Consider the following 22,590-nt stretch of genomic DNA (forward strand, 5'->3'; position numbering starts at 1 on the left):
ACAAAAATCTATCTATTATTCTAACATGTTTTTTACAAAGAGTGCGTGTCCTGAAAGACGTATTGTTTGTGATAGGAAGGGCAGTTGGGTAAACTATTCGTTGTGGTATTTAGGAAGGGGGCCGATTATGGATTCGGTTATTGAGGTAAAAGGATTGCGTAAAGAGTTTACATCATACTCAAGCCGTGCAGGCTTAAAAGGAGCTTTTCGTGATTTATTAAATCGTAATTATAAAATTGTGCCAGCAGTAAATGATGTTTCGTTTACTGTGAAACAAGGTGAAATGGTTGGTTACATTGGTGAAAATGGTGCTGGTAAATCGACTACGATCAAAATGTTAACTGGGATTTTAACACCAACGTCCGGTCAGATTACAGTAAATGGTATGAATCCGCATAAACAACGAGAAGAATTTGTAAGAACAATTGGTGTTGTATTTGGTCAGCGTTCACAGCTTTGGTGGGATATTGCAGTACAAGAGTCATTTCGTTTATTAAAGAAAGTATATGGTGTATCGGATAGGCAATATAAAGAACATATGGAGCATGTCATTGAAACGCTAGATATTGGTCCCTTGTTAGATAAACCAGTGCGTAAATTATCGCTCGGCCAGCGGATGCGTTGTGAATTAGCAGCGGCGTTAATTCATAATCCACCGTTACTGTTTTTAGATGAACCAACAATTGGACTAGATGTCCTTGTAAAATTGAAAATCCGTGAATTTCTAAAAGAAATGAATGAGCGTTATAAAACAACAATTTTATTAACGACACATGATATTACAGATATTGAAGCGTTATGTGAGCGCGTCATTATGCTGGATGAAGGAAATATTATGTACGATGGCTCATTAGAAAAACTTCGTTCACAGTGGGGAGCAGAAAAAGAAATACATTTTCAATTTATAGCACCAGTCTCCTATCAGCAGCTATCAATGGTGATGCCGGATAATAACGTAGCTTGGTCACAGGGGAAAGAGGAGAATACATGGATTGCGAAAATCCCGAACGAAGAAGTTATCATTTCAATGCTTATTTCAAAAGTAGTCCAAGCTTTTCAAATTAAAGACTTAAGAATTAACGAAGTATCAACAGAAGAAATTATTCGCAACATTTATGAAGAGGGTATGATCCATGGGTAAGTACATCGAAATGATTCGTATTCGGTTTTTAATGATGCTTGCCTACCGAACGAATTATTACAGTGGAATCTTAATTTATACAATTAACATCGGAGCTTATTATTTTCTATGGCAAGCAATTTATAGCGGAAAAGGGAATATTGAAAGCTTATCGATTTCTCAAATGACAACATATATTGCAATTGCATGGATGGCTCGTGCTTTTTATTTTAATAATATCGATAGAGAAATTGCGATGGAAATTCAGGAGGGACGTGTAGCGGTTGAATTAATCCGTCCATACAACTACTTAGGAATGAAAGTAATGCAAGGACTTGGAGAAGGGATATTTCGCTTCGCCTTCTTTTCTATTCCAGGTATGGTTATCGTTACGCTTCTATTTTCATTGCAAATTACAACAAACTTTCAAACCTGGCTTTATTTTTTCCTATCGTTAGTCTTTAGTTTTATCATTAATACACAAATTAATTTAATGACGGGGATGCTTACATTTTTCTTATTTAACAATAGTGGAATTATGTATGCAAAGCGCGTTGTCATTGATTTATTTTCAGGATTATTGTTACCGATTAGTTTCTATCCTCTATGGGCACAAAAAGCAATGGTGTTCTTGCCGTTTCAAGCAATCAGCTACATTCCAAGTATGATTTTCTCAGAAGGAATACAAGGGAGTGCACTGTATCAGGCTTTATTATTTCAAATGATTTGGTCAGTAGTCCTTATTATTCCAATCGTACTTATGTGGAAAACAGCGAGAAAACGATTGATTGTACAAGGGGGATAAGGAGATGTTATATATAAAGCTGTTTTTACAGTATGCAAGCCAATATATAAAAACAAAATTAGAATATCGCGGTGATTTTATCATCGGGTTATTATCTGATTTACTGCTACAAGCTGTAAACTTAATTTTTATTCTTGTTGTTTTTGGGCATACACAATCATTGAAAGGTTGGAGTAGAGAAGAGGTTATTTTTATATATGGCTTTTTCTTAGTTCCGTTTGCTATTTTCTCTGCGTTCTTTAATATATGGGATTTTAATGATCGTTACATTATTAAAGGAGAGATGGATCGCATTTTAACGAGACCGATTCATAGTCTGTTTCAAATTATATTAGAGCGTATGGAACTGGAATCTTTAATTGGTGCAGTGACAGGGATCGTTGTAATGGGATATGCAGCGGTGCAATTACAGTTATCCTTTTATTGGTACGATTTCTTTCTATTCATATTGATGGTAGCTGGCGGGGCACTTGTATATGGAGGAATCTTTATAACACTCGCAAGTATTGGTTTTTGGTCAGATGCGAAAAGTTCCATTATGCCACTCATGTACAACATTGGGAATTACGGGCGTTATCCAGTAAATATTTATAATCGTGTCATTCGCTTTATTTTAACATTTGTATTACCGTTTGCCTTTGTTGGTGTATATCCTGCTGCTTATTTTCTTAGAAAAACAGAATGGAACAGTTATGCATTTGCGACACCGGTCGTTGGCGTGATTTGTTTTACGATTGCATTAACGCTTTGGAATGTAGGCGTAAAAAAATACCGCGGTGCGGGGAATTAATGAAGGGTTAATTTACTATATATACATGTTCAAAAAGGAGGATAAAGGGAGCCGAGCAGTTCGAGGCGTGGAAGCCAGGAGGATAGAAAGTGTAGATGGAACTACATGAGTACCGGATTGGCGAAGTAACGAAGAAATAGGGCAGCTATCTGTACCGGATTTTTTGAACATCATATATATTGCCCGGTAACTTTGGGATAAATAGGTCTTTGTCCTCATACATATAAGATGAGGTGGGGGACATGTTGTGGGGACTTATTTTATTAATTGCAGCGATTGCTGTTTTAAGAAGCATTCAATTGTTATGGAACTCAGCTGTGGAATCAAAGCGTTTCTTTTCATTCTATAATTTAGCTTCGCTCTTTCTTATTTATACAACGGTACTTATTGCATTTGGATTAAGTTATGTTGTGTTAGAAGAAACGGGTTTAGCTGTGCTAAGAGAAGATGGAGCAGAGCTAACGGTTCGTTCTTTTCATCTTGTAGAAGTATGCCTATACTTTAGTGCAGTAACATTATTATCAGTTGGATATGGAGACGTAACCCCGATTGGAATTGGACGCTGGATTGCAATTGTTGAAGCGTTGATTGGATATACATTACCATTTGCTTTTGTAGTTCGAACGGTGATGGAAAATGAAAAATAAGATAACATTTGTTATAGTAAAAGGAAAAGGTAAGGAGTGATAAAAATGGTTGCACTAGGAGAAATAGCACCAGATTTTACACTAGAAGGAAGTAATGGCGAGCAAATCAAGTTGTCCGATTTTCACGGCAAACATGTTGTATTGTATTTTTATCCGAAAGATATGACACCAGGATGTACGACAGAAGCATGTGATTTTCGTGACGCGTACGGGTTGTTTCAAGAGAAAGATACGGTTATTTTTGGGGTAAGTCCAGACCCAGCAAATAGACATTTAAAATTTATTGAAAAGCACGATTTACCATTTGTACTTTTAATCGATGAAGATCATAAAGTGGCAGAACTATATGATGTTTGGAAATTAAAGAAGAACTTTGGAAAAGAGTATATGGGAATCGAGCGCTCTACATTCCTTATTAATAAAGACGGCGAGCTTGTAAAAGAGTGGCGTAAAGTGAAAGTAAAAGGCCATGTAGAGGAAATTCTTTCTTATATAAAATAAGATACTTGTTCGAAAGGGATAAAAAATAATGATGGATTATGAGGCATATGCCTATACCCTTTTGCTGGTGTTCCATATATTAAAAGAGTAGGGCATACCTCCTCAGGTGATAGTATTTCAAGTGCGAGTTTTCGCACTTTTTTATGTGCAAATGTATAAATAGGGGACAGATTTACATAAGAATAAGTGTGATCCAAAAATAAACTACATAGTTATAGTAGAAATATTGACGATTGAAAAGAAAAGGAGTACACTCTTTATAAGAATTATAAAATAATAATCCGTATAGAATCGGGGTGCATGACGGTGGTCAAAGAAGAATTAAAAGAAGCGCTAGAAATGCTGAAAAATACGGGTGTACGCATAACTCCACAGCGTCATGCTATTTTAGAGTACCTTGTGGAATCTATGACGCACCCAACAGCGGATGAAATTTATAAAGCGTTAGAAGGTAAGTTTCCAAATATGAGCGTTGCGACTGTCTATAATAACCTACGTGTATTTAAAGAAGTCGGGCTTGTAAAGGAATTAACTTACGGAGACGCTTCAAGTAGATTTGATTATGTTACAAGTCAACATTACCATGTGATTTGTGAAGACTGTGGTAAAATTGTTGATTTTCCTTATGTAGGTTTGGAAAAAATTGAAGATGAAGCTGCGAAAACAACGGGCTTTGTTATTAATAGTCATCGTTTAGAGATTTATGGTGTATGTCCAGAATGTCATAAGGCATAATATATAATAAAGAAAGAGGCTGGTGAAAATTATCAGCCTCTTTCTTTATTATATGGAAATGGTACATGTCCTGTTTAAGCTTTGTAACTTTTTCTATTATACTTCTCATCAAACTCTTTTCCTTCTAAATTTCGATCAAGCGTTAATGGCTGATTACAATGCATGCATGCATCTACGCGTCCAAGTATTTTGGTTGGTTTATTACAGCTTGGACAAATAATTTGTACGGTTTTTGTAGATAACATTCCAATCCAAAAGTAGACAACTGTACTAGCGATAACAGCTAAAAAGCCAACCATCATAAAAGTTGTCATGATAATAATATTCTCACGGAAAAATACGCCTAAGTATGCAATGAAGAGGCCGATAAATACTAAACTTAATGCAAAGGTTCGAATTTTATTGATCTTGTTAGAATACTTAATCCCCATTCCCATCACGCTCCTATAGCAACAATATAACATACAATTTAGAATCTTTGGTTAAAAAGAAAGGTACTATATTGAAATTGTAGAAATTGTAGAAATTGTAGAAATGGGAAGAAGTAAAACGGGATGTGAAATTTTTTTATAAAAAGTATTGACCCTATATATTCAGCATGATATATTAATAACCGTCGCTGATGCGAAACAACAGAAAGCAGAAAGCGAAAAACAAAATGAAAAACTTAGTTGACATCAAAAAACAAAGATGTTAACATAAGGAAGTCGCTAATCGAGCGGCAAACAAGTTCTTTGAAAACTGAACGAAACAAACAACGTGCAACGTCAATTTTTATTTTTTATGATGCTAGACAAACTAACTTTATTGGAGAGTTTGATCCTGGCTCAGGATGAACGCTGGCGGCGTGCCTAATACATGCAAGTCGAGCGAATGGATTAAGAGCTTGCTCTTATGAAGTTAGCGGCGGACGGGTGAGTAACACGTGGGTAACCTGCCTACAAGACTGGGATAACTCCGGGAAACCGGGGCTAATACCGGATAACATTTTGCACTGCATGGTGCGAAATTGAAAGGCGGCTTCGGCTGTCACTTGTAGATGGACCTGCGTCGCATTAGCTAGTTGGTGAGGTAACGGCTCACCAAGGCAACGATGCGTAGCCGACCTGAGAGGGTGATCGGCCACACTGGGACTGAGACACGGCCCAGACTCCTACGGGAGGCAGCAGTAGGGAATCTTCCGCAATGGACGAAAGTCTGACGGAGCAACGCCGCGTGAGTGATGAAGGCTTTCGGGTCGTAAAACTCTGTTGTTAGGGAAGAACAAGTGCTAGTTGAATAAGCTGGCACCTTGACGGTACCTAACCAGAAAGCCACGGCTAACTACGTGCCAGCAGCCGCGGTAATACGTAGGTGGCAAGCGTTATCCGGAATTATTGGGCGTAAAGCGCGCGCAGGTGGTTTCTTAAGTCTGATGTGAAAGCCCACGGCTCAACCGTGGAGGGTCATTGGAAACTGGGAGACTTGAGTGCAGAAGAGGAAAGTGGAATTCCATGTGTAGCGGTGAAATGCGTAGAGATATGGAGGAACACCAGTGGCGAAGGCGACTTTCTGGTCTGTAACTGACACTGAGGCGCGAAAGCGTGGGGAGCAAACAGGATTAGATACCCTGGTAGTCCACGCCGTAAACGATGAGTGCTAAGTGTTAGAGGGTTTCCGCCCTTTAGTGCTGAAGTTAACGCATTAAGCACTCCGCCTGGGGAGTACGGCCGCAAGGCTGAAACTCAAAGGAATTGACGGGGGCCCGCACAAGCGGTGGAGCATGTGGTTTAATTCGAAGCAACGCGAAGAACCTTACCAGGTCTTGACATCCTTTGAAAACCCTAGAGATAGGGCTTCCCCTTCGGGGGCAAAGTGACAGGTGGTGCATGGTTGTCGTCAGCTCGTGTCGTGAGATGTTGGGTTAAGTCCCGCAACGAGCGCAACCCTTGATCTTAGTTGCCAGCATTTAGTTGGGCACTCTAAGGTGACTGCCGGTGACAAACCGGAGGAAGGTGGGGATGACGTCAAATCATCATGCCCCTTATGACCTGGGCTACACACGTGCTACAATGGACGGTACAAAGAGCTGCAAGACCGCGAGGTGGAGCTAATCTCATAAAACCGTTCTCAGTTCGGATTGTAGGCTGCAACTCGCCTACATGAAGCTGGAATCGCTAGTAATCGCGGATCAGCATGCCGCGGTGAATACGTTCCCGGGCCTTGTACACACCGCCCGTCACACCACGAGAGTTTGTAACACCCGAAGTCGGTGGGGTAACCTTTATGGAGCCAGCCGCCTAAGGTGGGACAGATGATTGGGGTGAAGTCGTAACAAGGTAGCCGTATCGGAAGGTGCGGCTGGATCACCTCCTTTCTATGGAGAATTGATGAACGCAGTTCATCAATATACGTTGACTTGTTTCGTTTCGTTCAGTTTTGAGAGAACTAAATCTCTCGAAATGTATGTTCTTTGAAAACTAGATAACAGTGTAGCTCATATTTTTTTAATTAATTTTGGTTAAGTTAGAAAGGGCGCACGGTGGATGCCTTGACACTAGGAGTCGATGAAGGACGGGACTAACGCCGATATGCTTCGGGGAGCTGTAAGTAAGCTTTGATCCGAAGATTTCCGAATGGGGAAACCCACTATACGTAATGGTATGGTATCCTTACCTGAATACATAGGGTATGGAAGACAGACCCAGGGAACTGAAACATCTAAGTACCTGGAGGAAGAGAAAGCAAATGCGATTTCCTGAGTAGCGGCGAGCGAAACGGAATCTAGCCCAAACCAAGAGGCTTGCCTCTTGGGGTTGTAGGACATTCTATACGGAGTTACAAAGGAACGGGGTAGACGAAGCAGCCTGGAAAGGCTCGTCATAGAAGGTAACAACCCTGTAGTCGAAACTTCGTTCCCTCTTGAATGTATCCTGAGTACGGCGGAACACGTGAAATTCCGTCGGAATCTGGGAGGACCATCTCCCAAGGCTAAATACTCCCTAGTGATCGATAGTGAACCAGTACCGTGAGGGAAAGGTGAAAAGCACCCCGGAAGGGGAGTGAAAGAGATCCTGAAACCGTGTGCCTACAAATAGTCAGAGCCCGTTAATGGGTGATGGCGTGCCTTTTGTAGAATGAACCGGCGAGTTACGATCCCGTGCAAGGTTAAGCTGAAGAGGCGGAGCCGTAGCGAAAGCGAGTCTGAATAGGGCGTTTAGTACGTGGTCGTAGACCCGAAACCAGGTGATCTACCCATGTCCAGGGTGAAGTTCAGGTAACACTGAATGGAGGCCCGAACCCACGCACGTTGAAAAGTGCGGGGATGAGGTGTGGGTAGCGGAGAAATTCCAATCGAACCTGGAGATAGCTGGTTCTCCCCGAAATAGCTTTAGGGCTAGCCTTAAGTGTAAGAGTCTTGGAGGTAGAGCACTGATTGAACTAGGGGTCCTCATCGGATTACCGAATTCAGTCAAACTCCGAATGCCAATGACTTATCCTTAGGAGTCAGACTGCGAGTGATAAGATCCGTAGTCAAAAGGGAAACAGCCCAGACCGCCAGCTAAGGTCCCAAAGTGTGTATTAAGTGGAAAAGGATGTGGAGTTGCTTAGACAACTAGGATGTTGGCTTAGAAGCAGCCACCATTTAAAGAGTGCGTAATAGCTCACTAGTCGAGTGACTCTGCGCCGAAAATGTACCGGGGCTAAATACACCACCGAAGCTGCGGATTGATACCTATGGTATCAGTGGTAGGGGAGCGTTCTAAGGGCAGTGAAGTCAGACCGTAAGGACTGGTGGAGCGCTTAGAAGTGAGAATGCCGGTATGAGTAGCGAAAGACGGGTGAGAATCCCGTCCACCGAATGCCTAAGGTTTCCTGAGGAAGGCTCGTCCGCTCAGGGTTAGTCAGGACCTAAGCCGAGGCCGACAGGCGTAGGCGATGGACAACAGGTTGATATTCCTGTACCACCTCTTTATCGTTTGAGCAATGGAGGGACGCAGAAGGATAGAAGAAGCGTGCGATTGGTTGTGCACGTCCAAGCAGTTAGGCTGATAAGTAGGCAAATCCGCTTATCGTGAAGGCTGAGCTGTGATGGGGAAGCTCCTTATGGAGCGAAGTCTTTGATTCCCCGCTGCCAAGAAAAGCTTCTAGCGAGATAAAAGGTGCCTGTACCGCAAACCGACACAGGTAGGCGAGGAGAGAATCCTAAGGTGTGCGAGAGAACTCTGGTTAAGGAACTCGGCAAAATGACCCCGTAACTTCGGGAGAAGGGGTGCTTTCTTAACGGAAAGCCGCAGTGAATAGGCCCAAGCGACTGTTTAGCAAAAACACAGGTCTCTGCGAAGCCGTAAGGCGAAGTATAGGGGCTGACACCTGCCCGGTGCTGGAAGGTTAAGGAGAGGGGTTAGCGCAAGCGAAGCTCTGAACTGAAGCCCCAGTAAACGGCGGCCGTAACTATAACGGTCCTAAGGTAGCGAAATTCCTTGTCGGGTAAGTTCCGACCCGCACGAAAGGTGTAACGATTTGGGCACTGTCTCAACCAGAGACTCGGTGAAATTATAGTACCTGTGAAGATGCAGGTTACCCGCGACAGGACGGAAAGACCCCGTGGAGCTTTACTGTAGCCTGATATTGAATTTTGGTACAGTTTGTACAGGATAGGCGGGAGCCATTGAAACCGGAGCGCTAGCTTCGGTGGAGGCGCTGGTGGGATACCGCCCTGACTGTATTGAAATTCTAACCTACGGGTCTCATCGACCCGGGAGACAGTGTCAGGTGGGCAGTTTGACTGGGGCGGTCGCCTCCTAAAGTGTAACGGAGGCGCCCAAAGGTTCCCTCAGAATGGTTGGAAATCATTCGTAGAGTGCAAAGGCATAAGGGAGCTTGACTGCGAGACCTACAAGTCGAGCAGGGACGAAAGTCGGGCTTAGTGATCCGGTGGTTCCGCATGGAAGGGCCATCGCTCAACGGATAAAAGCTACCCCGGGGATAACAGGCTTATCTCCCCCAAGAGTCCACATCGACGGGGAGGTTTGGCACCTCGATGTCGGCTCATCGCATCCTGGGGCTGTAGTCGGTCCCAAGGGTTGGGCTGTTCGCCCATTAAAGCGGTACGCGAGCTGGGTTCAGAACGTCGTGAGACAGTTCGGTCCCTATCCGTCGTGGGCGCAGGAAATTTGAGAGGAGCTGTCCTTAGTACGAGAGGACCGGGATGGACGCACCGCTGGTGTACCAGTTGTTCTGCCAAGGGCATAGCTGGGTAGCTATGTGCGGAAGGGATAAGTGCTGAAAGCATCTAAGCATGAAGCCCCCCTCAAGATGAGATTTCCCATAGCGTAAGCTAGTAAGATCCCTGAAAGATGATCAGGTTGATAGGTTCGAGGTGGAAGCATGGTGACATGTGGAGCTGACGAATACTAATAGATCGAGGACTTAACCATATAATATGAAGCAATGTTATCTAGTTTTGAGAGAATATAAAAAACTTGTTGACTTTTTAAATCAATCAAGTATAATAATGATTGTCTCAAATGAATATAGTCTGGTAATGATGGCAGAGAGGTCACACCCGTTCCCATACCGAACACGGAAGTTAAGCTCTCTAGCGCCGATGGTAGTTGGGACCTTGTCCCTGTGAGAGTAGGACGTTGCCAGGCTAACATTATTCCGCAGTAGCTCAGCGGTAGAGCTATCGGCTGTTAACCGATCGGTCGTAGGTTCGATTCCTACCTGCGGAGCCATGATGGAGAGCTGTCCGAGTTGGCCGAAGGAGCACGATTGGAAATCGTGTATACGTCATAAGCGTATCAAGGGTTCGAATCCCTTGCTCTCCGCCATAACATTTTTGGCCCGTTGGTCAAGTGGTTAAGACACCGCCCTTTCACGGCGGTAACACGGGTTCGAATCCCGTACGGGTCACCACTTTGGAGGATTAGCTCAGCTGGGAGAGCACCTGCCTTACAAGCAGGGGGTCGGCGGTTCGATCCCGTCATCCTCCACCATATAAAATATATGAATAGTAACGTCGCGGGGTGGAGCAGTCTGGTAGCTCGTCGGGCTCATAACCCGAAGGTCGCAGGTTCAAATCCTGTCCCCGCAACCAATGGTCCCGTGGTGTAGTGGTTAACATGCCTGCCTGTCACGCAGGAGATCGCCGGTTCGACCCCGGTCGGGACCGCCATTTATTTTTTGGCTCGGTAGCTCAGTCGGTAGAGCAGAGGACTGAAAATCCTCGTGTCGGCGGTTCGATTCCGTCCCGAGCCACCATTTTCAACTAAATATGCCGGCTTAGCTCAATTGGTAGAGCAACTGACTTGTAATCAGTAGGTTGGGGGTTCAAGTCCTCTAGCCGGCACCATGTAAGTTTCGGAGGGGTAGCGAAGTGGCTAAACGCGGCGGACTGTAAATCCGCTCCTTCGGGTTCGGCAGTTCGAATCTGCCCCCCTCCACCATTTATATTTTATATAGGGGCATAGTTTAAAGGTAGAACAGAGGTCTCCAAAACCTCCAGTGTGGGTTCAATTCCTACTGCCCCTGCCAAAACACACCATGGCGGTTGTGGCGAAGTGGTTAACGCACCGGATTGTGGCTCCGGCATTCGTGGGTTCGATTCCCATCAGTCGCCCCATTTTTATTTTAAATATTTACAAATAAAATAATGGTTACACACATATAATGTATTAAAACTTCGGTGGGCTATAGCCAAGCGGTAAGGCAACGGACTTTGACTCCGTCATGCGCTGGTTCGAATCCAGCTAGCCCAGCCATTCTTGCGGAAGTAGTTCAGTGGTAGAATACAACCTTGCCAAGGTTGGGGTCGCGGGTTCGAATCCCGTCTTCCGCTCCAAGTTTAATACGGCGGCATAGCCAAGTGGTAAGGCAGAGGTCTGCAAAACCTTTACCACCGGTTCGAATCCGGTTGCCGCCTTTTTTATTATCTAGATATGGTGAAATTAGTAGACGAGTACAACTTAAAGAAGTAGTGCAATACTAAGTTCGTTATGTCGAATTTTTTATATTTTGCCTGAGTGGTGGAATGGCAGACACGCCGGACTCAAAATCCGGTGCCTTCACGGGCGTGTGGGTTCGACCCCCACCTCAGGTATCTAGTAAACAAGGCCTCGTATTTAATTATACGAGGCCTTGTTTTATTTTCTCACACATTACTTCTGGGAAGCTTGAGAGAAAATAGATCGTAAAGCAAAGCCTTCGTCTCTTGTGATGTACGATGAAGAGATCACTTTTCTCTCAATAACTTTGGAAACGAAGAAATAGCAAAATTATTCGAATCAGGAGATCCCAAAGAGAAGTAGAGACTTCGAAATAACCTGAAAGTAAGACGAGAGAAATCTGGTCTTATTTATATCCCACTATTTACGGGCAGTAATACCCCCTACCTTAAAGTTCGGCAGGAAGTAAAGAAAGTTAGGTGGAGGATGAAAATTCATATACTAAAAGGGATGTTATAGTGTCTGAAGAATATTAATATATATTACAACTTAAATGTTATTGATATTCTCTGGAGGATGAAAGATGGAACATACACCACCTAAACATATTATTGCAGTCTCTGCTTATATCACGAACAAAAACAATGAAATTCTTTTAACACAGGTTCAGTGGAGAGCTGATACATGGGAAATGCCTGGTGGACAGGTAGAAGAGGGAGAAGCACTTGATCAGGCAGTCTGTAGAGAAGCACTTGAAGAAACAGGTCTTATTGTAGAACCTATTGGAATAACAGGTGTTTATTATAATGCATCAAAGCATATTCTAGTAGTTGTATTTAAGGCGGAGTATGTTAGTGGAGAAATAAAAACACCACCTGAAGAAATAAAGGAAGCAAAATTTGTTGCGTTAAATGAAAGTAATATTGACGAATACATAACACGCCCTCATATGAAGTCGAGGACACTGGATGCTATGAAGGCAAAGAATTTTACCCCATATGAAACTTGGAAAGTAGATCCTTATAATTTGATGGCAAGATTATAAAAAGAAGTAAGGTTTTTGGGTGTGCGTATATTTTATTTTAGTTCCTTAAGGACTGGCCGTTTGATCTTATATCAAACAACCAGTCCTTTTCGTTTATCCCGCTATTTGCGGGCAGTAATACCCCCATCTCAAAGTTCAGTAAAAAGCAAAGAAGTTAGTTGGGAGATAAACTGCTCGTAAAAGCCCGATTGGTGAGAGCTAATAATCAGCGGGAGATGAAGAAAACCCGTACATATTAAAGTTTTACTTTATTATGTACGAGTATTGGTACTGCCTGATTACCTGAACATGTTGTTAAAGAAGCTAACGGTAAACATAGAGACCCATTAATTAGTATTGTCCTCAAGTTGAGCAAACGAAACCTTCCCTATTATGAATATCACGAAAAAACACTCCGATATTGAATAGCTTTTAACATGCATTCTGCTATTTTCGACACCACATACTTTGAGATTAAGGTTTAATTATAACTATTGTTGGAAAATTAATCATGAATTTCCTGATATTATGTATAAAACATATTATTTGCTATAATATGTCTTATACATAATATTTAAAAATTTTAAAATAGGAGAAGAGATTATGAAAAAAAAGTTATTGTACTGGGTGGGCTCAATTGTTGGTTTAGCTCTTGTAGGATTTGGAATATTTTATGGATTAACGGCTACATCTACTATAAGCGTGGAAAAAGAATCTGTTTCCTCTGAAGCAGTAAAAGAAAAAAAAGAAGAACTAGCATCGGAGGAAAAAGATTTACAAGAAAATACAGCACAGATTGAAGGCGTTGATTTACAATTAAATATTGATAACAGCTCACCCGAATCGGCAGTTATGGCAGCTATGCATAAAATGACTCACCAAAAAGTACGTGCACAAGAAAAATGGGGCGCAATTCCAATGACTAAGCAAGGTGCAGATATCATATATAATATCGTCGCTCAAAGCTCATTCAAGGAGAAAGATAGATTATTACAAATTGCTGAAAGATGGAAGAATCGTGATTTTAGTCAAGTATCAGATGACCATAATTTCTTTTGGACTTTTGATGGAGGAACAATCGGAAAAGCGTATGGTATACTGAATACTTCAGAAGAAAGAACCTTCGCAAGTAATAACTTTGGTGAAGAAATGACTGGGAAGTTAGTTAAATCTGGTGATCTTTCAGCTAAATAATGAAATAACTTAGTAAAGAAATAGAAAGTGAAGCAAAATGAACTTATATAAATACAAATTAAAAAACTGACATAAAACCCTTCTTTTTAGGTGGGAGAGAGCATCCGGCTATGCATAGAAGCGGTCAGATCCTTTTCCTGCCCAGACATAGTGAAAACAAAGAGAGAAAACGAGTGCAGGTCACCTTTTGTTATCCATAGCCGCGGCTTATATGTCGAAAAATCAAAATGGATTTATATAAGAAAGTAATTTATTGTTTACATTATCGCAATACATAGTAGATATTGAGGATGTATTTTTTTGTATTCATTAAGGACGAGTTGTTTGATCCCGGATCAAACAACTCGTCCTTTTTATCCCGCTATTTGCGGGCAGCAATACCCCGCCTCAAAGTTCTGCAAGGAGCAAAGAAGTTAGGTGGGGGGGAAACTACCCGTAAAAGCCCGACTGGTCAGGGCTAATGATCAGTGGAGGACCCACTGATCAAAGTTTCACTTTATGTATAGTGTGGACGCGGGGACGTCTAATATGCTGTTAGAACGGATAGGCTAGGAGAATAAGTGATTATCCACTGTATTGGGCCATCAGCCCCTATTGAATTACAGGTAGAGAGGTTTTATATGTTGATAAAAAGAACGTTCGTTTGGTATGATATCTATATTGTTCTAATGGAGAGTGAAAAGTGTTATTTCAACCTTTAAGATATTTTGGTAAGGGAAAAGTTTGTATTATGTTATATCAATACAAATTAAAAAGCCGGCATAAAGCCCTTCTTTTTAGGTGGAAGAGAGCATCCGACCATGCATAGAAGCGGTCAGATCCTTTTCCTGCCCAGACATAGTGAAAACAAAGAGAGAAAACGAGTGCAGGTCACCTTTTGTTATCCATAGCCGCGGCTATATGTCGAAAAATCAAAATGGATTTATATAGAAAGCACTTAAAGGTCAAGAAAATCCAAAGTGATATAATAGAATAATAGATACAGTATATTGACATTTTTGAATGAGTAGGAGTCTACAGTTGTTTGTGCTAAAATATATATTTTATAACTTACAACATTGTAAGGTAGGTGTAAGAGAAATCGATGGGATCTTCCGCACATTAAGGGTATTTTTAAGATAAGAACCATACATGCTGTAAAGAAAAGAGGTGTGCACGATGAAAGAACGAGTACTGTCTAGAGTAAACTATCATCAACGGGTTTCATTCAATCCAATTGCAAAGTTTTTTTATAAAGCTATCATTTTACTATTATTATTAAGTTGTACATTATTATTTATCGGAAATGCAATGGTTGAACGAAGTAATATTAGCAAGTTACATGTACCTGCTAAATTTGAAGTGCCAGATTCATTAGCTCACGCATTTATTGCGACAGAAGATAAACGATTTTATCATCATAACGGTTTAGACTATATAGCAATTGTTCGGGCTTCAATTGAAAATATAAAAGCTGGTGGCGTTGTACAAGGTGGAAGTACAATTACACAGCAGCTTTCTAAAAATGCTTTTTTATCAAATGAACGTACATTTTCTCGTAAATGGAAAGAAATTTTTTATACAAAAAAAATTGAACGCACATATACAAAAGATGAAATTGTAAAATTATATGTGAGCAATATTTATTATGGAGAAGGTGCATGGGGAATTAAGAAAGCAGCGCAGCTATACTTTGGTAAAAAGGTGAATCAATTAACACTAAGCGAGAGTGCAATGATGGCTGCTGTCGTAAAAGCCCCTTCTTATTATTCACCTGTTCAGAATTATGATAAAGCGGTAGAAAGACGGAATGTCGTTTTAAAATTGATGGAGAGAGAAGGCTATATTAGCCATGCTGAATATGAACAAGCAACAAGTGAAAAATTAGTGATTCGTCATGATATTAAAGCGGAGCACCCGGTACAAAAAGTTGCTCGTGAAAAGCTTGTAAGTTAAAAACTAAGTTCCATATGGAACTTAGTTTTTTTTATGAATAAAGCAGTTAGAATCGAGACACAATATTGACACAATTTCCATGTTTTTGGCGATTTTGTGAGCGTGCTCATTGCGCGACTTATATAAGTATTGATATCATGTGTAATGTGTACAACAATGTATACAGAATATGAATTTAAAGAGGAATGTATATGAAATCATCAAACAAAATTATGGTTCTTGGCGTTGTTTTTTCTATCGCAGTACTGATCATAATTGGAACAATTGTGTACAGTATTATAAATGATAAAAAAGATAAAGGAAATGAAATGTTTGCGTACTCTACGCAGCAATCATTAGGAAAAAAAGATGCTCCGATTAAGATTGTTGAATTTGGCGATTTTAAATGCCCAGCTTGCCGAACATGGGATACAACGGTATTACCTCGTTTAAAAGAAGAGTATATCGATAAAGGGAAAGTACAGTTTTATTTTATTAACTTCCCATTCATCGGAAAAGATTCTAAGCTAGGAGCAGCGGCTGGTGAGGCAATTTATAAACAAAATCCAGAAGCGTTTTGGAAGTTCTATGATGAAATATACCAAAATCAAAAAAGTGATAAAGAAGAATGGATTACAGAAGAACTGCTTGTGAATATGGTGAAGGAAAAACTTCCAAATATTGATGTGGAACAGTTCAAAAAAGATATGCATAGTAAAGAAATGAAAGATAAAGTACAGAAAGATCTTGATCGTGCATTGAAACTAAAAGTACAAGGTGCACCTTCAGTATATGTAAATGGCGAGCTTGCAAACCCGGATTATGATAGTATGAAAGCAGCAATCGAAAAAGAATTGAAAAAGTGATGAGTATTCATCACTTTTTTTTCGTCTTTTTTCGACAAAGTTCTTGCTTCAGATTTTTGTACATGCTATACTATTTTACATAAGTTAACCGAAAATTTATAATTTCTTCATATTTGCGGGTGTAGTTTAGTGGTAAAACAAGAGCCTTCCAAGCTCTGGTCGAGGGTTCGATTCCCTTCACCCGCTCCAAATATCATTTTATATTCTCATAACAATTTGTTATCAACGCAGTGTTTCGTTTCTTAGATAAACGAAGCATTGCGTTTTTTAATGTTTGTAAATGAGTATTATATGCGAGAATAGAAATAAGGAATACTATTAGAAGATGTTCAAAAAGTCCGGTAAAGATAGCGGCCCTATTTCTTCGTTACGTCGCCACTTCGGTACTCATGTAGTTACATCTACACTTCGTATCCTCGTGGCTTCCGTGCCTCGAACTGCTCGGCTCTCTTTATTCTTCTTTTTGAACACGTACTATTACCAAGTGAATTGCTAACCATCAGTAGGTGACTACTTGTTAGATGAGGTATATGTATTCATCTTAGAAGGAGGCAAAGCATGGATTTTGAACAATTAAAACAAGATATAATTGCATATAGTAAAACGATCGGAATAGATAAAATAGGTTTTGCGAGTGCTTCACCATTTGAAGAATTAAAACAACGCTTAATTCAGCAACAGCAATTAAATTATCAATCCGGTTTTGAAGAATCAGATATTGAAAAAAGAACAAATCCGCAGCTATTATTGCCAGGTGCAAAATCTATTATTGCGATTGCATTAGCGTACCCGTCAAAGCTGAAAAATGCCCCGCTCAGTAAGCGCGGAGAACGCCGTGGTATTTTTTGCCGTGCTTCTTGGGGACAAGATTACCATCTTGTTTTACGTGATCGGTTACAGAAATTAGAAGCTTATTTAATCGAAAAATTACCTGATATAGAAGTGAAATCAATGGTTGATACGGGAGAATTAAGTGATCGAGCTGTTTCAGAACGAGCTGGTATTGGGTGGAGTGCAAAGAACTGTGCTATTATTACGCCGGAATTTGGTTCTTACGTGTATTTAGGTGAAATGATTACTAATGTTCCCTTTCCGCCGGATCAGCCAATTGAAGACCAATGTGGCAGCTGTACAAAATGCATTGATATTTGTCCGACAGGTGCACTTATACAAGGAGGACAATTAGATTCAAAAAAATGTATTGCCTTTTTAACACAAACAAAGGGTTTTCTTCCAGAAGAATATCGAGAGAAAATTGGAAATCGGATTTATGGTTGTGATACGTGCCAAACAGTTTGTCCGAAAAATAAAGGAAAAGATTTTCATAATCATCCAGAGATGGAACCGAACTTAGAGCTTGTTAAACCACTTTTAACACCGCTTTTAACGATTAGTAATCGTGATTTTAAAGAGAAATACGGCATTATGTCTGGATCATGGCGAGGGAAAAAGCCCCTCCAACGAAATGCGATTTTGGCTCTTGCTCATTTCAAAGAGACAGCAGCGATTCCAGATTTAGTTGGGGTTATGAAAGATGATCCTCGTCCTGTAATTCGTGGAACGGCAGCATGGGCGTTAGGGAAAATCGGCGGTGAAGGTGTTCAAGAAGCAATTGAAAAAGCGATGGAACGTGAGACGGATGAAGAGGTCCTTCATGAAATGCACCGAGGAATCGAATTGTTAGCCGAGAAAAAATAGCAGATTATGTCTCTTTTCTTCATATTGTAATAGGGGAGGGAGACGCTATGCTTGTAAAACAAAAGCTTAAAGAACAGATGCAACAATTTTTATCGTATATAACAGGTAAACGTATCAATGAGAATGAGGTTCCCGCGGATTTATTGCAAGTACTACAGCGGAAAAAGAACTTGTTTCAAAATCGTGAGGCTGAAATTGTAAAGGCAACTGCAGATGTCTCTTTTATTAGACAGATGAACAGTAAGCAATATCAAGAAGTCGATTATCAAGTTCATTTAAAAAATTTAATTCTTCACCATGAATTATTTTATGTTGAAGAAGAGAAATTGGAAAGACGCATTCGCATGAAAGATGGGTGTATTGTAGAAGATAAAGCGATTGAACATCAGGTAGAAGAAGTGCAAAGTGAAACACTGGAGCGAGAGGTAACGAAAGGACAATATGCCTCGTATCATTATAACCGCTTAGAAGCAGTCAAATATGCGGAACTCTGGTGGGATGAGCGTAATCCGGCGTATCGTAATTTCCCTGATAATTGTACAAATTTTGTTTCACAGTGTCTTCATGAGGGTGAAACGCCAATGAGTGGATATCCTAACATTCGAAAAGGATGGTGGCAAAGGCAGAATCAGTGGAGCTGGAGCTGGGCAGTTGCCCACTCATTTTATTGGTATTTATCAGGGGCTACAACAGGACTACGCGCTAAACAGGTAGAAAAACCAGAGGATCTTATACTTGGCGATGTGATTGCTTATGATTTTGAAGATGATGGGCGATGGAATCATACGACGATTGTTGTGGCAAAAGATGCGAATGGTATGCCACTTGTGAATGCACATTCAGCTGACAGTCGCCGGCGCTATTGGAATTATGAAGATTCCAGTAAATATACGCCGCAAATGAAATACAAATTTTTTCATATTATTAATGGGTAGAGATTTTTCACTCAAATGGTATAATACGTAGTAGAGAAAAGATTGAGGTGAATATCGTGGGAGTACATGTTGTTTTATATCAACCAGAGATTCCAGCAAATACAGGAAATATTGCACGTACTTGTGCAGCAACTGGAACAGAGTTACATTTAATTCGACCGCTTGGATTTTCAACCGATGATAAGATGCTAAAACGTGCGGGTCTAGACTATTGGGAACACGTGAAAATTACGTATTATGATTCGATTGAAGAGTTTTATGAAAAAAATAAAGACGGTGAATTCTTCTATTTAACAAAGTATGGTGAAAAAGCACATACAGCGTTTAATTATAGTAATGCTGAGAAAGATTATTATTTTGTATTTGGAAGAGAAACAAACGGATTGCCTGCAAACGTAATTGAAGAGAACTTTGATCATTGCTTACGTATCCCAATGACAGATAAAGTGCGTTCTTTAAATTTATCAAATACTGCAGCGATTTTAATCTATGAAGCATTCCGTCAACAAAATTACCCAGGTTTAGATTTACAAATTGTGTACTAAAAGCCGTCATTTGACGGCTTTTTTTATAGCGTGCCCAGCTAAGCTGGGCACTGTTTACTGGTGAAAGTCCAGTCTAGGTAAGAACCAAGTCGCCTAGTAGCTGACAGACAACTGGTGGAGAAATCCTAAGGTTGGAGCTCTGTGACAAAGTGACTTCTAGTAGAAGTGCGAGCGAAAGAGTTAGGAAAAGGGAACTATCAGTTTTATTGTAGCGGATTAAACGTTCATCGTGTATTAGAGAGAAATGAGTTTTCATTATGTTATCAGCAACAAATTAATATTATGACAGAAGCGATGACAGGTATGGAAGCTTTGCTTCGTTGGAATAATGAGGAGCTTCCCCCACCTAACTTCTTTACTGCCTGTCTAACTTTGAGGTGGGGTATTACTGCCCGCCAATAGCGGAATAAAAAACAACAAAAAGTGATGGGCATATGCTCATCACTTTTTGTTTGTACCTGGTTTATCGTTATATCCTGATGTGAAAATTGCAGTGAGAAATGTGAGTGAGACACCCAAAATTAATAATAATTTCATGCCAATCCCCCCTTTTTAAATTCAAGCTTAGTTAGCCGGACAGTTGAATCTTATGTAGATTCTGCAGAGGTAAATAAGAGATCAAATCAGTAGAATGGATAGAAATTTCTCCATCACTTACATTATACCGAATTTTCTTTTAATTTTGGAATAAAATTTATAGCGTTTGTGAGAGATTTCATTTTGATTCACAAGAATGTTTAAGGACATCCTCGCATACCTTTTATAATAATCCGATTGAACAAGGAGATGGGGGAGGAGCTATAATGGATATTTTAAAGAAAATTGAGCAGCATCGAGAAGCAGAAGAACGTTTACAATGGGAAGGTACGTTTGCTGAGTATTTGGAGCTTGTAAAAGAAAGACCATGGGTGGCACAAACAGCACACTCTCGCATTTATAATATGATCAAAGATGCTGGAATTGAAGAAGTAGAAGGTAGAAGAAAATATAACTTTTTTAGCAATCAATTATTTGGATTAGAGGATGCATTAGAGCGCCTTGTTGAAGAATATTTTCATCCGTCTGCCAAACGTTTAGATGTTAGAAAGCGAATTTTATTACTAATGGGTCCAGTTAGCGGTGGGAAATCGACGTTAGTTACTATATTAAAACGAGGTCTAGAGACGTATTCGCGTACAGATCGCGGAGCCATTTTTGCTATAAAAGGGTGCCCGATGCATGAAGATCCTCTTCATTTAATACCACATCATTTACGGAATGATTTTTATGATGAGTACAATGTAAGAATTGAAGGGAACTTGTCGCCATTAAATGTGATGCGTTTAGAAAAAGAATATGGTGGAAGAATTGAAGATGTTATTGTAGAGCGTATCTTCTTCTCAGAAGATCGTCGGACGGGAATTGGTACATTTAGTCCTTCTGATCCGAAGTCACAAGATATTGCTGATTTAACAGGTAGTATTGATTTTTCAACGATTGCAGAATATGGTTCAGAATCTGATCCACGTGCGTACCGTTTTGATGGAGAATTAAATAAAGCAAATCGCGGCATGATGGAATTTCAAGAGATGTTAAAGTGTGATGAGAAGTTTTTATGGCATTTATTATCTCTTACACAGGAAGGGAATTTTAAAGCAGGGCGATTTGCACTTATTTCAGCAGATGAGTTGATTGTAGCTCATACAAATGAAACAGAATATCGTTCTTTTATTTCGAATAAGAAAAATGAAGCTTTGCATTCACGAATTATCGTGATGCCAGTGCCATATAATTTACGTGCTAGTGAAGAAGAGCATATTTATGAAAAGATGATTCAAGAAAGTGATGTTTCCAATGTGCATATTGCACCGCATACACTTCGCGTTGCAGCAATGTTTACGATTTTAACACGTTTAAAAGATTCAAAACGTCCAGACATTGATTTACTTAAGAAGATGCGTTTATATGATGGAGAGATGGTGGAAGGCTATAATACGATTGACGTAGAAGAACTGCAGCGTGAATATCAAGATGAAGGTATGCATGGTATTGATCCACGTTACGTAATCAATCGTATTTCTTCAACTATTATTCGAAAAGAAGTGCCATCTATTAACGCGCTTGATGTATTACGCTCTTTAAAGGATGGTTTAGATCAACATGCATCTATTAGTAATGAAGATCGAGAGCGTTATATGAATTTCATTTCACTCGCACGGAAAGAATACGATGAAATTGCGAAGAAAGAAGTACAAAAAGCGTTCGTGTATTCATATGAAGAATCGGCTAAGACGCTTATGGATAATTATTTAGATAACGTTGAAGCGTATTGCAATAAATCGAAATTACGCGATCTGTTAACAGGAGAAGAAATGAGTCCAGATGAAAAGCTCATGCGCTCCATTGAAGAACAAATTGGTATTTCAGAAAATGCAAAGAAAGCTTTCCGTGAAGAAATCTTGATCCGCATTTCTGCGTATGCTCGTAAAGGAAAACGTTTTGACTATAACTCACACGAACGTCTTCGTGAAGCGATTCAGAAAAAACTATTTGCTGATTTGAAAGACGTTGTGAAGATTACAACATCAACAAAAACACCAGATGAAAATCAGCTGAAGAAAATTAATGAAGTGGTGGCATGCTTAATCAATGATCATGGCTATAATTCTACATCAGCAAACGAATTGCTGCGTTATGTAGGGAGCTTGCTGAATCGATAGTTTGATAATAAAACGCTGTCTCTTTTTAAAACGAGGCAGCGTTTTTGTATCTATCCCAGTCTAATGGATAGCAATTCCTCATTGATGAAAGCAGCGCTTCATATATAGGCTTGTCCAAACATAATAAATTAAGATGCAATTCCATGAATTTATTGTCAATTATTTTTCTAATGTGCATATGATAGAGT

The 22,590-nt window shown here is 40.2% G+C and carries 16 protein-coding genes, 16 tRNA genes and 3 rRNA genes; 34 read left to right on the forward strand and 1 reads right to left on the reverse strand.

Translation table 11 applies throughout. From position 1 onward, the window contains the following. Positions 1-127 precede the first annotated feature (127 nt). The 6 genes from QUF99_RS06335 (at position 128) to perR (ending at position 4,598) form a co-directional block, all read left to right on the forward strand. The gene (locus QUF99_RS06335) at positions 128-1,141 is read left to right on the forward strand and encodes an ABC transporter ATP-binding protein (RefSeq protein WP_289369104.1); all 1,014 of its coding nucleotides are present in this window, start codon (positions 128-130) and stop codon (positions 1,139-1,141) included. Further along, positions 1,134-1,925, forward strand: a complete 792-nt coding sequence (locus QUF99_RS06340; protein ID WP_289369106.1) for an ABC transporter permease — start codon at positions 1,134-1,136, stop codon at positions 1,923-1,925. Before QUF99_RS06335 ends, QUF99_RS06340 begins: the two co-directional genes overlap by 8 nt. 4 nt (positions 1,926-1,929) lie before the next feature. After that, positions 1,930-2,715, forward strand: a complete 786-nt coding sequence (locus QUF99_RS06345; protein WP_289369107.1) for an ABC transporter permease — start codon at positions 1,930-1,932, stop codon at positions 2,713-2,715. A 242-nt stretch (positions 2,716-2,957) separates the two neighbouring features. Then, complete coding sequence (locus tag QUF99_RS06350; RefSeq protein ID WP_289369108.1) at positions 2,958-3,362, forward strand: potassium channel family protein; 405 nt, start codon at positions 2,958-2,960, stop codon at positions 3,360-3,362. A 45-nt stretch (positions 3,363-3,407) separates the two neighbouring features. After that, positions 3,408-3,863, forward strand: coding sequence for a thioredoxin-dependent thiol peroxidase (gene bcp / locus QUF99_RS06355; RefSeq protein ID WP_289369109.1), 456 nt, complete (start codon positions 3,408-3,410; stop codon positions 3,861-3,863). Between the two features lie 306 nt (positions 3,864-4,169). Then, the gene (gene perR / locus QUF99_RS06360) at positions 4,170-4,598 is read left to right on the forward strand and encodes a peroxide-responsive transcriptional repressor PerR (protein ID WP_289369110.1); all 429 of its coding nucleotides are present in this window, start codon (positions 4,170-4,172) and stop codon (positions 4,596-4,598) included. A gap of 74 nt (positions 4,599-4,672) precedes the next feature. Here the strand turns inward: perR and QUF99_RS06365 are convergent, their stop codons facing one another. Next, a complete protein-coding gene (locus QUF99_RS06365) occupies positions 4,673-5,029 on the reverse strand; it encodes a YgzB family protein (RefSeq protein ID WP_289369111.1) in 357 nt (118 codons plus the stop codon). A gap of 373 nt (positions 5,030-5,402) precedes the next feature. Here QUF99_RS06365 and QUF99_RS06370 point away from each other — a divergent pair. From QUF99_RS06370 to QUF99_RS06505, 28 genes are all read left to right on the forward strand, one after another. Further along, positions 5,403-6,954, forward strand: a 16S ribosomal RNA gene (locus QUF99_RS06370). Between the two features lie 142 nt (positions 6,955-7,096). Next, positions 7,097-10,018, forward strand: a 23S ribosomal RNA gene (locus QUF99_RS06375). 100 nt (positions 10,019-10,118) lie between these two features. Beyond that, positions 10,119-10,234, forward strand: a 5S ribosomal RNA gene (gene rrf, locus QUF99_RS06380). Together the 16S, 23S and 5S rRNA genes with 15 tRNA genes alongside form the textbook arrangement of a ribosomal RNA operon. 9 nt (positions 10,235-10,243) lie before the next feature. Further along, a tRNA-Asn gene (locus tag QUF99_RS06385) sits at positions 10,244-10,318 on the forward strand. A gap of 4 nt (positions 10,319-10,322) precedes the next feature. Then, positions 10,323-10,414, forward strand: a tRNA-Ser gene (locus tag QUF99_RS06390). A 10-nt stretch (positions 10,415-10,424) separates the two neighbouring features. Continuing rightward, positions 10,425-10,499, forward strand: a tRNA-Glu gene (locus tag QUF99_RS06395). A 4-nt stretch (positions 10,500-10,503) separates the two neighbouring features. Beyond that, a tRNA-Val gene (locus QUF99_RS06400) sits at positions 10,504-10,579 on the forward strand. A gap of 24 nt (positions 10,580-10,603) precedes the next feature. Next, positions 10,604-10,680: transfer RNA gene (locus tag QUF99_RS06405), tRNA-Met, on the forward strand. Between the two features lie 2 nt (positions 10,681-10,682). Continuing rightward, positions 10,683-10,758, forward strand: a tRNA-Asp gene (locus tag QUF99_RS06410). Positions 10,759-10,768: 10 nt separating this feature from the next. Continuing rightward, positions 10,769-10,844, forward strand: a tRNA-Phe gene (locus tag QUF99_RS06415). 15 nt (positions 10,845-10,859) lie between these two features. Next, positions 10,860-10,935 (forward strand) — tRNA-Thr (locus tag QUF99_RS06420). A 10-nt stretch (positions 10,936-10,945) separates the two neighbouring features. Continuing rightward, positions 10,946-11,029: transfer RNA gene (locus QUF99_RS06425), tRNA-Tyr, on the forward strand. A gap of 14 nt (positions 11,030-11,043) precedes the next feature. Next, positions 11,044-11,117 (forward strand) — tRNA-Trp (locus QUF99_RS06430). 12 nt (positions 11,118-11,129) lie between these two features. Next, positions 11,130-11,205, forward strand: a tRNA-His gene (locus QUF99_RS06435). Between the two features lie 64 nt (positions 11,206-11,269). After that, positions 11,270-11,344: transfer RNA gene (locus QUF99_RS06440), tRNA-Gln, on the forward strand. Between the two features lie 5 nt (positions 11,345-11,349). Next, positions 11,350-11,424: transfer RNA gene (locus QUF99_RS06445), tRNA-Gly, on the forward strand. Between the two features lie 10 nt (positions 11,425-11,434). Further along, positions 11,435-11,505: transfer RNA gene (locus QUF99_RS06450), tRNA-Cys, on the forward strand. A gap of 94 nt (positions 11,506-11,599) precedes the next feature. Then, positions 11,600-11,682 (forward strand) — tRNA-Leu (locus tag QUF99_RS06455). A 428-nt stretch (positions 11,683-12,110) separates the two neighbouring features. Further along, positions 12,111-12,572, forward strand: a complete 462-nt coding sequence (locus QUF99_RS06460; protein ID WP_289369112.1) for an NUDIX hydrolase — start codon at positions 12,111-12,113, stop codon at positions 12,570-12,572. A 582-nt stretch (positions 12,573-13,154) separates the two neighbouring features. Then, the gene (locus tag QUF99_RS06465) at positions 13,155-13,745 is read left to right on the forward strand and encodes a DUF6241 domain-containing protein (RefSeq protein ID WP_289369114.1); all 591 of its coding nucleotides are present in this window, start codon (positions 13,155-13,157) and stop codon (positions 13,743-13,745) included. A 1,158-nt stretch (positions 13,746-14,903) separates the two neighbouring features. Beyond that, a complete protein-coding gene (locus tag QUF99_RS06470) occupies positions 14,904-15,680 on the forward strand; it encodes a transglycosylase domain-containing protein (RefSeq protein WP_289369115.1) in 777 nt (258 codons plus the stop codon). Positions 15,681-15,871: 191 nt separating this feature from the next. Further along, a complete protein-coding gene (locus tag QUF99_RS06475; protein ID WP_289369116.1) occupies positions 15,872-16,525 on the forward strand; it encodes a DsbA family protein in 654 nt (217 codons plus the stop codon). 115 nt (positions 16,526-16,640) lie between these two features. Further along, positions 16,641-16,714: transfer RNA gene (locus tag QUF99_RS06480), tRNA-Gly, on the forward strand. 369 nt (positions 16,715-17,083) lie between these two features. Next, positions 17,084-18,223, forward strand: a complete 1,140-nt coding sequence (gene queG / locus QUF99_RS06485; RefSeq protein ID WP_289369117.1) for a tRNA epoxyqueuosine(34) reductase QueG — start codon at positions 17,084-17,086, stop codon at positions 18,221-18,223. A 47-nt stretch (positions 18,224-18,270) separates the two neighbouring features. Beyond that, on the forward strand, positions 18,271-19,158 hold the full coding sequence (locus tag QUF99_RS06490; protein WP_289369118.1) for an amidase domain-containing protein: 888 nt from the start codon (positions 18,271-18,273) through the stop codon (positions 19,156-19,158). A gap of 56 nt (positions 19,159-19,214) precedes the next feature. Next, on the forward strand, positions 19,215-19,703 hold the full coding sequence (gene trmL / locus QUF99_RS06495) for a tRNA (uridine(34)/cytosine(34)/5-carboxymethylaminomethyluridine(34)-2'-O)-methyltransferase TrmL (RefSeq protein WP_286123479.1): 489 nt from the start codon (positions 19,215-19,217) through the stop codon (positions 19,701-19,703). Between the two features lie 165 nt (positions 19,704-19,868). Beyond that, complete coding sequence (locus QUF99_RS06500) at positions 19,869-20,105, forward strand: EAL domain-containing protein (RefSeq protein WP_289374784.1); 237 nt, start codon at positions 19,869-19,871, stop codon at positions 20,103-20,105. A gap of 401 nt (positions 20,106-20,506) precedes the next feature. Continuing rightward, complete coding sequence (locus tag QUF99_RS06505; RefSeq protein WP_289369119.1) at positions 20,507-22,402, forward strand: PrkA family serine protein kinase; 1,896 nt, start codon at positions 20,507-20,509, stop codon at positions 22,400-22,402. The last annotated feature ends 188 nt before the right edge of the window (positions 22,403-22,590 follow it).

This window comes from Bacillus sp. DX4.1 (assembly GCF_030348195.1).
Classification (GTDB): Bacteria; Bacillota; Bacilli; order Bacillales; family Bacillaceae_G; genus Bacillus_A.